Below are 14761 nucleotides of genomic sequence, written 5' to 3'. Positions count from 1 at the left end.
CACAAATGCACGATCAGGCCTTCACCGACTGAATTCGTTAAAATTCGCCGAAAGCTTTAGTTTACCGGAACGCGCTACGGTTGCAGCATGCGTATTTCGAGTATCCTGCGTTCGTCGTGTATCCTGCTGCTCCTCGCCGTCTCGGCCTGCGCGAGCAAGCCAGACCGCATCAATGATGTCTGCGCCGTCTTCAGCCAGAAGTCCGGCTGGACCGGAGGCTGGCGCCGCGACGTCGGCCACGCCTCGCAACGCTACGGGATTCCCGCCCATGTCATCATGGCGACGATCCGCATGGAGTCCGGTTTCGACAGCCGCGCCCGCCCGCCCCGCAGGAAAATCCTCGGCTTCATTCCCGGCAAGCGGATTTCGACGGCGTACGGATACTCACAGGCCCTGGATGGCACATGGCTCCAGTACCAGCGCGAGACCGGCAGCCACATGGCGCGCCGCACGAGCTTCTCGGACGCAGCGGACTTCGTCGGCTGGTACCATGCCAAGTCCGCCAAAACGCTCGGCATTGCACGGCACGACGCCTACAATCTCTATCTGGCCTACTATTCGGGGCACGGCGGCTATGCACGCGGTAGCTGGCGCAACAACACCGCGATCCAGAACTACGCCAGGAAGACCGCCGGCATGTCCGAGCGCTACGCAGCCCAGATGAGATCCTGCGGCTAGGTCGGTTCGGTCATTCCTAGCTCTTTGCCGGATCGGCAGTGACCTCATCCGCCGCAGCGAAGCTGATCACCGGCTCCATCGATGCCAGTTGTTCGTCGTCGAGCCAGCACAGGCTCTTATGCCCGCCGCCAAGCTCGCGCTGCGGCGGCACTTCGGTCTCGCACTTGTTTCCCGGCACGAACTGTTTCCAGCGGCACCGGGTCTGGAACGGGCACCCGGATGGCGGATTCATCGCGGAGGGAATGTCCCCCTCGAGCACGATGTGCTTCTTGACGACGCTGGTATCCGCGATCGGGATCGCCGATAGAAGCGCCTCGGTATAGGGATGGTAGGGCGGCGAGAAAATCTGATCCGTCGTCCCCTGCTCCACGATGTAGCCGAGATACATGACGACGACTCGGTCGGCGATATAGCGAACGACCGACAGGTCGTGGCTGATGAACAGCATCGTCGTCTTGTTCTTGCGCTGGATATCCATCAGCAATTCGGTCACCGCCGCCTGCACGGAGACGTCCAGCGCCGAAACCGGCTCGTCGGCAACCACCACCTTCGCATTGCCGGCAAAGGCGCGCGCGACGCCGATGCGCTGCTTCTGGCCGCCGGAAAGCTGGCGCGGCATGCGTTCGGCAAAAGCGCGCGGAAGTTTCACCAGGTCCAGCAGCTCGAACATGCGCTGGCGGCGTTCCTCCACCGTGTTGCCAACCTTGAATTTCTCGAGGCTGCGGATGATCTGCGACCCGACCGAATGACTGGGGTTCAAAGTATCGAACGGGTTCTGGAACACCATCTGGATACCGGCGACCGTGTCGGTGTCGCGGTCTTCCACAGGGGTGCTCTCGATATTGGCGTTGTCCAGGGTGACGGTGCCCGACGTCGCGGTTTCGAGACCGAGCAGGACCTTGGCAAGCGTCGACTTTCCGCAGCCCGATTCGCCGACGATCGCGACCGTCTCGCTCTCGCGCGCCTCGAAACTGATCTGCTCGTTGGCCTTGACGGTGCGGGTCTCGCCGCCGCCGAACACCGCGTTCGCCGCCACGTGGTAGTATTTCTTCAGGTCCTGGATCTTCAGCACCGGCTTGCCGGGCGTCACCGGCTCCTTGTTCGTGTTTGCGCCTTCGGGAAGTGCGGACCAGTCGATCTCGTTGAAGCGGACGCAGCGGCTGAAATGACCCTCATGTCCGTCCACCGCGATCATCGGGATTTCACCGGCGTCGCACAGGCCGGCCTTGAAATGATGGCAGCGGGGTCCGAAATTGCAGCCCTTCGGTCGCTCATGCGGCAGCGGCAACTGGCCGGGTATCGCCACGAGCGGACGTGAATTCTTGTCCGCGCCCGGCAGCGGGATGGAGCGGAACAGGCCCTGCGTGTAGGGATGCCGCATATGATCGAAGACGTCCTTGATCGACCCCGTCTCCACCGCCTCACCGGAATACATCACCGTGATCCGGTCGCAGGTCTCCAGGATCAGGCCGAGATTGTGTGACACGAAGATCATCGATGTGCCGAACTGCTCGCCAAGCCCCTTCACCAGCTCGACGATGCCCGCCTCGACGGTCACGTCCAGCGCGGTGGTCGGCTCGTCGAGGAGCAGCAATGCCGGGTTGGAAAGCAGGGCCATGGCAATGACGATGCGCTGCTGCTGGCCACCAGAAAGCTGGTGCGGGTAGGAACGCATCATGCGCTCGGGGTCCGGCAGGCGCACGGCGCGCACCATTTCCAAGGCGCGGCTATAAGCTTCCTTCTCCGAAACCTTGTCGTGCAGGAGCGGGACCTCCATCAATTGCCGCCCGACCTTCATCGCCGGATTGAGGCTCGCCATCGGCTCCTGGTAGATCATGGCGATCTCGTTGCCGCGGATCGAACGAAGCTCCTCTTCGCTCAGGTCTCCCATGTCGCGGCCTTTGAACTTTATCCGGCCCCCGACGATCTTCCCGACATTCGACAGGTCTCGCATGATGCCCAGCGACACCGTCGATTTCCCGCAACCGGACTCGCCGACGATGCCCATCGCCTCGCCTGGCTTGACCTCGCAGGAAAAGTCCATGACGGCCGGTATTTCACCCTTGCGGGTAAAGAACGAGATCGACAGGTTCTCGATCTCGATGATCGGCTCGGCGTCCTTGTCGATGTGCGTGGCTTTGACGGCTTCGTTCATCATCGTGACTCAGTCTTTGAGGGATTGTTCGCGAAGGGCGTCGGCCAGGAGATTGAGGCCGAGCACGAAGGACATCAGCGCGATGACAGGCGGCAGCGCGGGATGGATGAAAGCACGCAACAGGCGGCTCGATTCCTTGATCGCCGTGCCCCAGTCGGGGCTTTCGGGCGCCAGGCCAAGGCCGAAATACCCCAGCGTGCCGAGCAGGATGGTTGTGTAGCCGATGCGCAGGCATGCATCGACGATCAGCGGCCCACGCGCATTGGGCAGGACTTCCCACAGCATGATGTACCATGGGTTCTCGCCGCGGGTCTGGGCTGCGGCGACGTAGTCGCGGGTTTTGATGTCCATCACGAGCCCGCGAACGATGCGGAACACGCCTGGCGACGACGCGAACACGACCGCCACGAAGATGTTGAGCTCGTTGGAGCGGATCGAAATGATGCCCAGAGGATCGGCGTTGAAGACCAGACCGGCATAGATCCACCCGCCGATCAGCAGGGTCAGGCCGATCTGGATCGCCAGCAGTCCGGTGCGGTGCCTGTAGCGCGTGTAGAAAAGTGCGCAGAAGAAAATGATCGGAAAAAGGAAGAAGACGCCCGCCATGGCGTAGGGAATGGGGGTGTCCATGATCCCCGGCGTGACCAGCAGGTAGAACAGCAGGATCACCGGAAACGCCAGCACCAGGTTTGCCAGGAACGACAGGAACGAGTCGATGCGCCCGCCGTAATAGCCTGCCGGAAGGCCCAGCGTCGTGCCCACCATCAGCGCGAACATCGTAGCAGCCGGTGCGATGACGAGCACGATCTGGCTGCCGAACACCATCCGCGAGAAGATGTCACGCGCCAGCCGATCGCCGCCGAACAGGAACACGTTCCCGCTTTCCGGTTCGATCGCCCCTGGCAAAGCATCCTTCATGACGAAGAGTTGCGCCAGCGGATCGAACGGCGAGACGATGTCCGCGAAGATCGCGGTGAAAGTCCAGAACAGGCAGATCATGACGCCGGCAATGCCGACGCTGGTGTCGAAGAGCTGACCGTACAGGCCAAGCCTCGCCTTGAAGGCAAGCGACAGGGCGAGCACGATTGCGAGCGCTATCCAGACAGGCCAGAACTGCCACAGAACGCCGAGGACAATCTGGAATGCGCCGACATATTCATGTTGCATCGGTCTTTGCCCCTAGCTGACGCGGATACGCGGATTGAGGTAGGCGTAGCCCACGTCTGAAATGAGCTGGGTCGACAGAACCACGAACACCGACACGAGCGAGCAGCCGAGCAGCAGGTCGATGTCGTTGTTGCCGGCTGCTTCCACCAGCGTGTAGCCGAAGCCCTGGTAGCGGAACATGACCTCGACGATGACCACGCCGGTCAGCAGCCACGGAAACTGCAGCATGATGACGGTGAACGGCGCGATCAGCGCGTTGCGCAGCGCATGCTTGATCACCACGGCATTGAAGGCGAGGCCCTTGAGTCTGGCCGTGCGGATGTATTGCTGCGTCATCACCTCGACCATCGACGCGCGGGTCATGCGGGCGATGTAGCCGATGCCGTAGATTGCCATCGTCATCACGGGAAGCGTGAAGTTCGAGAAGGTGATGCCTTGCGACGTCGCGCTCGCCGCCGAACCGTTGAGGATGCCCAGCCAGGATGCAAAGATCACCGTGAAGATGACGCCCGATACGTATTCGGGCGTGGCCGTCGTGGTGATCGAGGCGATGGACAGACTTCGGTCGGTTCGCGACCCTTCGCGCATGCCGGCAAGCACGCCGATCAGCAGCGACACCGGGACCATCACCACCATCACCCAGAACATCAGCAGGCCAGTTGCGCCGAGCGCGGGGAAGAGCTTTTCGGCGACCGGAACGCGGAACTTGGTGGAACAGCCGAAATCGCCCTGGATGATGCCGCCATAATAGGGCTCCGCCGGTTCGTTGCAGAACGAGAACCGCGGCACCGGCTCGCCGGTGGTGGGGCTGATGTTGGGCTGCTTTTCGACGACGCCGAGCCAGCGTCCATAGCGGACGAAGAAATTGTCCCGATAGCCGTTTCGCACCAGCCATTGCTCGATGTCGGCGTCGGACGAGCGCATGTCGAGCTGGCTTATCGACAGCTTGCGCAGGTTCGGCTCGAGATTGATCATGAAGAAGACGACGAGCGTCAGGCACAGCATGGTAAGCAACATCGTGCCCAGACGCCGCGTTATGAAATTCAGCATGTCACCCCCTGCCGATCAGGTTGGGAGAGAACAGGCGCGCCGCTTGGTCCCCGCCATTCGAAAGCCACATGAGCAGGCCGTCTCACAGTGGATACGACCCGGCCTTCGCCTTGACGAAGCCGGTTATGCCGGCTTGTCGTGTTCCCCTTGGTCCAATTTTCTCTCCGGTTGACCCCGGAGTTGAAGCGAGGGCGGAAATTCCGCCCTCGCCCTTAGTCTCACGCTTCGTCGAGCCAGACCTGTTGAAGGTCGAGTTCGAACATCGGGTGCATGCTGTGGTTCTTCACCGCGGCAACCGAGTGGTTGTAGAGGTTGCGCCAGTAGGGCTGGATGATGATGCCCGAATCCTGGATGATCTGCTCGATCTCCTGCATCACAGGCTTGCGGTCGGCATCACTGCCGATCGTCAGTGCCTTGTCGATCAGCACGTCGAGATCGGGATTGGAGTAGGCTGTCTCGTTCCAGCTTCCGCCTGTGCGGTACGCAAGCACCACGACCTGGATGCCCAGCGGGCGCATGTTCCAGTTCGTTGCCGAGAACGGATACTTCGTCCAGTCGTTCCAGAACGTGGAACCCGGAAGCACGGTGCGCTTGACCTTGAAACCGGCCTCGCGAAGCTGTGCGGCAACCGCGTCGCAGGTGTTCTTGTGCCAGTTCTCGTCGACCGAGATGATCTCGTGCTCGTAGTCCTCGAGCCCGGCTTCGGCGATCATCGCCTTGGCCTGTTCCACGTCGCGCTCATGGGTTCCGATCTCGGCCCAGTCGGGCTGGATCGGCGCGACGTGATAGTTGTCGGCCTTGGTGCCGGCGCCGTTGATGCCGAGCTGCAGCGCGACGTTGTTGTCGACGGCAAGCTGGATCGCCTTGCGCACCTTCTGGTCGCCATAAGGCTCGTTGGCGACGTTCATGCGAACGGTGAGCGTCGTCGAGGTCTGCACTTCCGACTTCGTCAGTCCCAGATCGTCGAGGATCATCACGTAGTCGGCGGTGGTCTCGTAGTTTGTGTGAACTTCACCGGCCTCGAAGGCGTTGACTTCCGCGGACGGGTCCGTGCCGTAGTCGATGAACTCGATCCCGTCGAGATAGGCTTCGCCACCCCACCACGTGCCGTTCTCGCGGCGCTTGTAAACGACGCGATTGCCGACATCGTAGGAAACGAGATCGAACGGGCCGGTTCCGATCGGGTTCGCGACCCAGTCGGCTCCGGTTTCGTCGAAGCTCGGATGCACGACCAGCGCCGGATAGTCGGATACGCCGGGGATGATGGTGACGTCCGGTGCCGCCAGTGTCAGCTTGACCGTGTGGTCGTCGACGCGTTCCACCGCACCTTCACGCAATTTCTTGGTGTCCGGATCGATCAGCGACGACAGCCGCTGCGTCATCGAGTTGCCTTCGACGGTCTGGTCGCACCAGCGTTCGATATTGTAGATGACATCATCGGCGGTGAAGGCGTCGCCATTGTTCCACGTCACCCCCTGGCGCACGTTGAACAGGTACTCCGTAGCATCCTCGTTGACTTCCCAGCTCTCCAGCAGGCGGCCTTCGAACGTGCCGTCCTTGGTGAACTTGACCAGAGGCTCGAGAGACTGGCGCATCGCGTTGGCGATCTCGGACCAGTCCGCGGTGCGAGGGTCCTTGTTGGCCTTCACGAACATGGAGACGCGCAGAACGCCGCCCTTCTTCGGCTCCTGGGCAGCCGCCATCGTCGGCAGCGCGAGCCCCGACATGCCATACGCCATGGCCGTGGACGCGCCGAAGATGCTGGCCATGGCCAGAAACTCGCGGCGATTCGTCTTCCCGGCCTTCGCGTCTTCCGCGAGCGACTCGATGTGCCCCGGAACGCGGTTGCCGTTACTTTTGTAAAACTTCATCGACGTTCTCCCGTTTGAACCCACTGACGCTAGCATTCCGCATCTGGCCGGCCATGTCAAAGTCACGGCCGTTCAAGCCATCGTACGAGAATGTGCAACGTTGACGAAAGGGCAGATGGCGTAATTGCGACAAAGTTGCCGCATTTTTTTCATCCGGAGGTGATTCTCCGGTGCAGCCGTCATCTTGGCGATGCAGTATCCGCGGTACTCCTGTCCCTGAGATCTGTTGACAAGAAGCGTGCTAAGTTGCTCAACTTCCCTTAGGGGACATTGCGAGCGTCTGGAGGACATGATGTCGTTGCGCGCAGCCCGCTACTTCTCCGTGATTTTCTTTGTGCTCGCCGGCATAGCCGCCGCTTCGGCGCAGGATGGCTTGCGCTCCATAGAGACCTCTCCCGACGGCGACTATTTCGGATTCGACCTGCGCACCGAGCGCGACGTCACGCTCGATCAATGCACCGCCGTTTGCCTGGCCGACACGCAATGCCGTGCCTTCACCTACAATACCCGCGCCCAGTGGTGCTTCCTCAAATCCGATTTCAGCGTGCTGAAGCCGTTCACGGGAGCAGTGGCGGGCCGGGTGGTCGACATTTCAGGTGAGCCTGATCTGGGCGCCCCTCCGCCGCTCGCCTACGTGCCGGATCACGTGAAGGAGGACGCGCGGCGCTATCGCACGACGATCCTGCAGGCGCAGCCAAACGAGGAGATCGGCATCGTCTACCTGTCGTCAAGCGCGGGCAGCGCCTTGGAGGCGGGTGATCCGCGCGCGGCCACCGCTTCCTATGCCGCGGCCCTGGCCATTGACCCCGACGATCGGGAGCTGTGGGTATCATTGGCGCGCGCTACCCTGTCCATCGAGCCGCAAAACAGCACTGAGCAGACCGAATTCGCCCGCAACGGAACCTCGGCTGCCCTCAACGCATACGACCTGTCCAGAACGGTCAACGCGCGTGCACGAAGCCTTGCGGAGATTGCCGCCGGTCTCGATCGGCGCGAACTCTACCGCCCCGCCCTCCGGGCCTATGAGGCAAGCCTCTTGCTGGTCAACGATGCCGGCGTGCGCGAACGCTATGCCGATCTGAAATCGCGCCGTGGCTTCAGGGTGGTGGACAACAGCGTCGATGCCGACGTAGTGGCGCCGCGCGCCTGCATCCAGTTCTCCGAAGACCTCGTGAAATCGGGCGTCGACTATTCTTCCTTCGTCACCCTGGACGATGCCCAGCCGCAGGCGATTGAGGTGAGCGCCCGCCAGATCTGCGTCGAAGGCCTCGAACATGGCGCGCACTACCGCATCGGTGTGCGGCAAGGGCTTCCTTCCGCGATCGGCGAAGTGCTTGAAAACCCCGTGGCCCTCTCGATCTACGTGCGCGACCGCGCGCCCTCCCTCCGATTTTCCGGCGAGAACTTCGTGCTCCCGGCCGCCGGGCGTCATGCCATCCCCATGGTCAGCGTCAACGCCCCCTCGGCGGAGCTCAAGCTCCACCGCGTCGGCGACCGCTCGCTCGCCGGACTGCTCACCGGCTCCCAGTTCCTGCGGCAGCTCGACACCTATGGAATCGGGGAGATTGCGGAAAGCAGCGGCGAGTTGGTCTGGGAGGGCACGATCGAACTCGACGACGCGCTCAACGAGGATGTGACCACCAGTTTTCCGGTCGCTGAGGCGCTGCCCGAACGGGAGCCTGGGGTCTATGTCCTCACCGCGACACCCAAGGGCGACCTGAGCGAAAGCTGGGCTGCAAAGGCGACGCAATGGTTCGTCGTGTCGGATATCGGCCTGTCGACCTATGCCGGTGAAGATGGATTGACGGTCTTCGCGCGTTCACTGGCGAGCGCCAAGCCGCTGTCCGGCGTCGAACTCCAGCTTTTGGCCCGCAACAACGAAGTCCTTGGAAATGCGACGACGGACGAGAAGGGTCGCGCCGTCTTCACGCCTGGTTTGATACGCGGCACCTCCGGTCTGGCCCCCGCAGTGCTGACGGCAGCCAAAAGCGGTGGCGATTTCGTCTTTCTCGACATGACGCGAGCCGGCTTCGATCTGTCGGATCGTGGCGTCACCGGCCGCGCGGCACCCGGGGCACTCGACATCTTCGCCTGGACCGAACGCGGCATCTATCGTGCGGGCGAAACGGTCCATGCATCGGCCCTGGTGCGCGACGACAGCGCGGAGGCAATCGAGGCCTTGCCGCTGACTTTCATCTTCACCCGCCCCGACGGCGTCGAAGAACGCCGCATCGTCAGCGATGGCCGCGCCATGGGTGGCCATCACGTCCCGCTTGAACTTCAGCAGACGGCGATGCTTGGCTCGTGGAACCTGCGAATCCACACCGATCCTGACCAGGCACCCGTCGCGCAATCGGTCTTCCTCGTCGAAGAGTTCGTCCCCGACCGCATCGAATTTGACCTCACTGTTGAAACGCCCGAGGTCGAGCCAGGCGACGTCGCCCGCCTCTCCGTCGACGGCCGCTACCTCTACGGCGCGCCCGCTGCGGGCCTAGCACTCGAAGGCGAAGCCGCGATCGGCGCCCGGCGCGAATGGGACCGGTTTCCCGGTTTCAGTTTCGGACTTGCCGACGAGGAGATCGACACGGTTTCCGTGCCGCTCGCTCTTGAGCCGGCCAACGAGGACGGTCATTCGGAATTCGAAGCGCCGCTAGACACCCTTCCCTACACCACCGCGCTGCTGGACGCCCAGGTGGTGGTGCGCATGCGCGAGCCCGGCGGACGGGCGGTCGAGCGGCGCGGCTCGGTGACGATCCGACCGCAGGAGCCCGTCATCGGTATCCGCCCGGAATTCGCAGGTACGGAGGTGCCTGAGAACTCAACGGCGGCCTTCCGCTTGATTGCGGTCGAACCGGACGGCACCCGTATTGCCCTTGGCGATGCGAACTGGACGCTCACAAAGATCGAGCGGAACTATCAGTGGTACCGCAGCGATAATTCCTGGAACTACGAGGCGATCGAGACCGAACGCCGCGTCGACGGCGGCGCCTTCGACATCGGTGCCGACGAGCCTGCATTGCTGCGCACGCCCGTCGAATGGGGTCGCTATCGCGTCGACGTGGAGAGCGGCGACGCAACAGGACCTGTCGCCAGCTTCGAGTTCGATGCCGGCTGGTTCGTCGAGGCCGCCTCGACCGAGACGCCCGACGGCCTCGAAATCGCGCTCGACAAGGAGCAGTACGAAGCTGGTGAGACCGCGAGGCTCAGAGTTTCGCCGCGCTTCGCTGGCGAACTGATGGTCGCGATCGGCTCCGAACGCCTCCTCGACACCATCGAAGCCACGGTGCCGGAAGGCGGCGCGGAGATCGAAATCCCCGTGTCCGACGACTGGGGCGCAGGTGCCTACGTGACGGCGGTGCTCTACCGCTCCGGCAGTAGCGAGGAAGGACGTATGCCCGCCCGCGCGATTGGCGTCAAATGGCTGTCGATCGATCCGGCCGAGCGCAAGTTGGAGGTATCCCTCGATACGCCCGAACAGGCCGCGCCACGCGAGGACCTGTCCATCCCCGTCACCCTCGCCGGGCTGGCTCCGGGCGAAGAGGCATATGTCTCGGTTGCCGCCGTCGACGTCGGCATCCTTACCTTGACCAGCTACGAGGCGCCGGATCCGGAAGGCTGGTATTTCGGCCAGCGCCGGCTGGGCCTCGAAATGCGCGACATCTACGGTCGGCTGATCGACGGTTCGGCAGGAGCATTCGGCCGGCTGCGCACCGGCGGCGACGGCGGTGGCCTCACCGCCCAGGGTAGCCCGCCCACCGAAAAGCTGCTCGCCTACTTCTCGGGACCTGTTCGCGTCGACGGCGAGGGCAATGCCGAGATCGTCGTTCCGGTGCCGGAATTCAACGGCACCGCGCGCATTATGGCCGTCGCATGGTCCAAATCGGGCGTCGGTCAAGCAAGCAGCGACGTGGTGATACGCGATCCGGTCGTTGTCACGGCTGGGCAGCCGCGTTTCATGGCGACTGGCGACCAAGCGGAAATCCGCCTCGACATCCACAACACCGACGGTCCTGCCGGAGACTACGCGCTGTCGATTGTTCCAGATGGCACCGCGACATTCGATTTCGGGAACGCGCCGCAAGCAGTGTCCTTGGGAGAAGACGAACGCACCACGGTCGTGCTGCCGGTCTCCGCACTCTCCACCGGCGACGCAACCATAACCGTCGCACTTGCCCATCCAGACGGTCTTATCGTCGAGCGCACCCTCTATTTGCCAGTCCGCCAACCCGCGATGCCAACGGCAAGCCGTCAGGTCGTCAGCGTCCCGCCGGGTGGATCGTTGCGGATCGACGAGCAGCTGCTGGCCTCCAGCCTGCTCGACGGCGCCTCGGTGTCCGTCGGCATCTCGCCAGTTTCCGCCTTCGACTTGCCATCGCTACTGATGACGCTCGACCGGTATCCATATGGCTGCACAGAGCAGACAATCAGCCGTGCGTTGCCGCTGCTTTATGTCAGCGAACTGTCGAGCGCCACGGGCATGGAGGACGACCCCGGGCTGCGCGATCGCGTACAGGACGCGATCGGCCGCGTGATGAATGCGCAATCGTCGAGCGGCACCTTCGGTCTCTGGGGACCAGGCTACGGCGACATGTGGCTCGATGCCTATGTCGGCGAATTCCTGACACGGGCGCGCGAAGGGGGCTATTCCGTTCCGGCGCAAGGAATGACGAGCACGCTCGACAATCTGCAGAACCAGCTTTCCTACACGACCGACGTTGCAGAGCGCGGCACCGAGATCGCCTATGCCCTTTACGTACTGGCCCGCAATCGCAGGGCATCGGTTGGAGATTTGCGCTACTACGCGGACGCCAGGATCGAAGAGTTTTCCAGCCCGATGGCACGCGCCCAGTTGGCAGCGGCACTTTCCCTGTATGGCGACAGCCAGCGGGCCGAACGCGCCTTTGCCTCGGCTTTCCGGCAGGCGCAGGCCGGCTCGGATACCGGGTTCTATCGCTCCGACTACGGCTCCTCCCTGCGCGACGGTGCCGCGATGCTGGCGCTCGCCGCAGAGACCCGGCCTGAACCCGGCGCGATCCCCGCGATGATGCGTTTCGTGGCGGATGAACGGGCTGGCAAGTCCCACACCTCGACGCAGGAAGAGGTCTGGATGGTGCTGGCGGCACGCGCCCTGAGCGAGGCCAGCGATGCGATCACCCTTGAGGTCGACGGAGCCACTCATGAGGGCAGCTTTGCCCGCCGCATGAGCGGGGAGGAACTGGAGACAGCACCGCTGCTCGTCGCCAATAGAGGTACCGATCCGGTGGATGCGGTCATCACGACGGTTGCCGCCTCATCCCAGCCGCTGCCCGCCGGTGGCGAAGGCTTCACCATCGATCGCACCTATTTCACGCTCGACGGCGAGGAAGCCAACATTACCGGGGCGGCACAAAACGAGCGCTTCGTGGTCGTGCTTCGGGTCGAGGAACTGAATGACTGGCAGTCGCGGGTGGCCGTCACCGACCTGTTGCCGGCTGGTTTCGAGATCGACAACCCACGTCTCGTCGGCAGCGCGGAGCTGGCCAATTTCGAGTGGCTGGGCGAGGCTGCGGCCGTTCACAGCGAGTTCCGCGACGATCGTTTCGTGGCGGCTTTCGACCGTGATGGCGGTGGTTCGTTCTTCGTCGCCTATGTGGTGCGTGCGGCTACACCCGGCATCTACTCGCATCCGGCGGCCGTGGTCGAGGACATGTATCGGCCCCAGTTCAACGCCCGCACGGCCGCAGGAATGATGGAGGTGGTCGCGGCGCGATGAGCCACTGGCGGCGCCCGTTGCTCGCCCTGACGCTGACGGCGGTCGCCGGTGTCTCGGCGATGGCTGGACTGGACGCGCTGGACCGCGCCTACCCACCGCCGCTCGATCTGCCCGAGACGTCTGTCGAGGTGGTCGACCGCGATGGAGCATTGCTGCGGGCGCTGGCGACACACGAAGGCGCATGGCGCTTCCGCGTCGCGCTGGAGGATGTCGACCCTCGCTTTATCGATATGCTTGTCGCCTATGAGGATCGGCGTTTCCGCTCGCATCATGGCATCGACCTGCTGGCGGTCGGCCGTGCCGCCATGCAGTTCGTCACAAACGGGCGCATCGTCTCCGGCGGCTCGACCATCACGATGCAGCTCGCACGCCTGATCGAGCCGCGCGAGGAACGTTCGATACCCGCGAAGCTGCGCCAGATGGCGCGTGCATTGCAGATCGAAAAGCGGCTTTCCAAAGACGAGATACTGGAGCGCTACCTGACTTTGGCGCCCTATGGCGGGAATCTCGAAGGCATTCGCGCCGCGTCACTTGCGTGGTACGGCAAGGAGCCCAGGCGCCTGGAGCTCGGCGAAGCCGCGCTTCTCGTATCGCTGCCGCAACTGCCCGAGCGCCGTCGCCCCGATCGCCATCCCGCCGCGGCAGAGGCCGCCCGCGACCGAGTGCTCGACCGCATGGTCTCGGCGGAAATCCTCGACGAGCGCGAAACCTTGCGCGGCAAGGAAGCGCGCGTTCCGCAGGCGCGACTTGACCTGCCGTTTCTTGCCGCCCACGCGGCCGAACGGGTGCTGCGTCAGGACACGCGCAGTGTGCGCCACCAGTTGACCATCAGCCGCCCCGTGCAAGAGCGGCTTGAGCGCGTGGCGCGAAACGCCGCGCGCCAGCTGGGGCCGAGGCTGTCTGTGGCCATGGTGCTCGCCGACGCACGCAATGGCGACATTTTGGCGGAAGTCGGCTCGGCGGGTTTCTTCGACGATCGCCGATCCGGCTGGGTCGACATGACGCGCGCCGTGCGCTCCCCCGGTTCAACGCTCAAGCCCTTCATCTATGGCCTGGCCTTCGAGCAGGGTCTGATCGAGCAGGAGACGATCATCGAGGATCGGCCCTCCAATTTTGCCGGCTACCGGCCGCGCAATTTCGACCTCGCCTATCAGGGCGACGTTTCCGTGCGCACGGCGCTGCAGATGTCGCTCAATGTGCCGGCGGTGCACCTGCTCGACTCGGTCGGCCCGGCGCGTCTTGCAACCCGCTTTAAGCAGGCCGGCGTCAATCTCGTTCTCCCGCGCGGCGAGGCACCCGGCCTTGCGATCGCGCTCGGCGGGGCAGGACTGACCTTGTACGACCTCGTCCAACTCTATTCCGGCCTGGCCAATGGCGGCAAAGCCGTTCGCATCGACATGCTCGCCTCCGAACGCGGCACCGCAACCGTGCTCGACCGGCGTGCCGCATGGCAGGTGTCGGACATGCTCGCAGGCGTGCTTCCGCCGCAAGGCGCGACCAGCCAGGGTATCGCCTACAAGACCGGCACGAGCTACGGCTATCGCGATGCGTGGTCGGTCGGGTTCAACGGCAGGCATGTGCTGGGCGTGTGGGTCGGCAGACCCGATGGTGCCGCGGTTCCCGGCCTGTCCGGATATGCGTCCGCTGCCCCCATCCTGTTCGAAGCCTTCGCCAAGGCGGGCATCGGCCACACCGCCTTCCGCAAGGCACCGGCGGGCGCGCTCAGGATGGCCCGTGCCGACCTGCCCGTCACCATGCGCCGGTTCCAGTCGGCACGTGCCGGGTTCGACGATGCGCGTGTCGCCGAGCCTGCGCCGCAAATCGTATTTCCGCCGCAAGGCGCCCATGTCGAGCTGGCTGCGGCCAGTGGCGATGTTGTGGCGCTGAAGTTGCAGGGCGGGCGGGCGCCGTTTCGCTGGCTGGCAAACGGCAGGCCGTTCGACGGCATTTCCCGCCGGCGCACGGCAAGCTGGCAGCCGGATGGCGCCGGCTTCTCGACGCTCACGGTCGTGGACTCGGTAGGCCGCACCGCAAGCGTCAACGTGTTTGTGGAGTGAATCCGAACAACGCGTTGGATTGACTCACAAA

Annotated in this window: 7 protein-coding genes; 3 read left to right on the top strand and 4 right to left on the bottom strand. The window is 63.7% G+C overall.

The annotated features are described in order from the left end of the window. The first annotated feature begins 87 nt into the window (after positions 1-87). Positions 88-678 carry a hypothetical protein gene (locus AAFN84_RS04020; RefSeq protein WP_347513213.1) on the top strand — a complete coding sequence of 197 codons (591 nt, stop codon included), beginning with the start codon at positions 88-90 and terminating at the stop codon, positions 676-678. A gap of 16 nt (positions 679-694) precedes the next feature. Here the strand turns inward: AAFN84_RS04020 and AAFN84_RS04015 are convergent, their stop codons facing one another. The 4 genes from AAFN84_RS04015 to AAFN84_RS04000 all read right to left on the bottom strand — a co-directional run bounded on the left by AAFN84_RS04015 (position 695) and on the right by AAFN84_RS04000 (position 6921). Beyond that, positions 695-2833 (bottom strand): ABC transporter ATP-binding protein, encoded by a 2139-nt coding sequence (locus AAFN84_RS04015; protein WP_347513212.1) that lies wholly within the window; start codon positions 2831-2833, stop codon positions 695-697. Between the two features lie 9 nt (positions 2834-2842). Next, positions 2843-4000: an ABC transporter permease gene (locus tag AAFN84_RS04010; RefSeq protein ID WP_347513211.1), complete on the bottom strand. Its 1158-nt coding sequence runs from the start codon at positions 3998-4000 to the stop codon at positions 2843-2845. A gap of 12 nt (positions 4001-4012) precedes the next feature. Then, positions 4013-5050, bottom strand: coding sequence for an ABC transporter permease (locus tag AAFN84_RS04005; protein ID WP_347513210.1), 1038 nt, complete (start codon positions 5048-5050; stop codon positions 4013-4015). Positions 5051-5268: 218 nt separating this feature from the next. Next, positions 5269-6921, bottom strand: a complete 1653-nt coding sequence (locus AAFN84_RS04000) for an ABC transporter substrate-binding protein (RefSeq protein ID WP_347513209.1) — start codon at positions 6919-6921, stop codon at positions 5269-5271. Positions 6922-7213: 292 nt separating this feature from the next. Between AAFN84_RS04000 and AAFN84_RS03995 the strand changes: the two genes are divergently transcribed. Beyond that, positions 7214-12673, top strand: coding sequence for an alpha-2-macroglobulin family protein (locus tag AAFN84_RS03995; protein WP_347513208.1), 5460 nt, complete (start codon positions 7214-7216; stop codon positions 12671-12673). Then, positions 12670-14730 (top strand): penicillin-binding protein 1C, encoded by a 2061-nt coding sequence (gene pbpC / locus AAFN84_RS03990; RefSeq protein WP_347513207.1) that lies wholly within the window; start codon positions 12670-12672, stop codon positions 14728-14730. The genes AAFN84_RS03995 and pbpC overlap by 4 nt, the downstream gene beginning before the upstream one ends. The last annotated feature ends 31 nt before the right edge of the window (positions 14731-14761 follow it).

This window comes from Mesorhizobium sp. CAU 1741 (genome assembly GCF_039839275.1).
GTDB lineage: Bacteria > Pseudomonadota > Alphaproteobacteria > Rhizobiales > Rhizobiaceae > Aerobium.
Note: the sequence above shows the minus strand (reverse complement) of the source record. Positions and strands in the feature narration are given on the sequence as shown.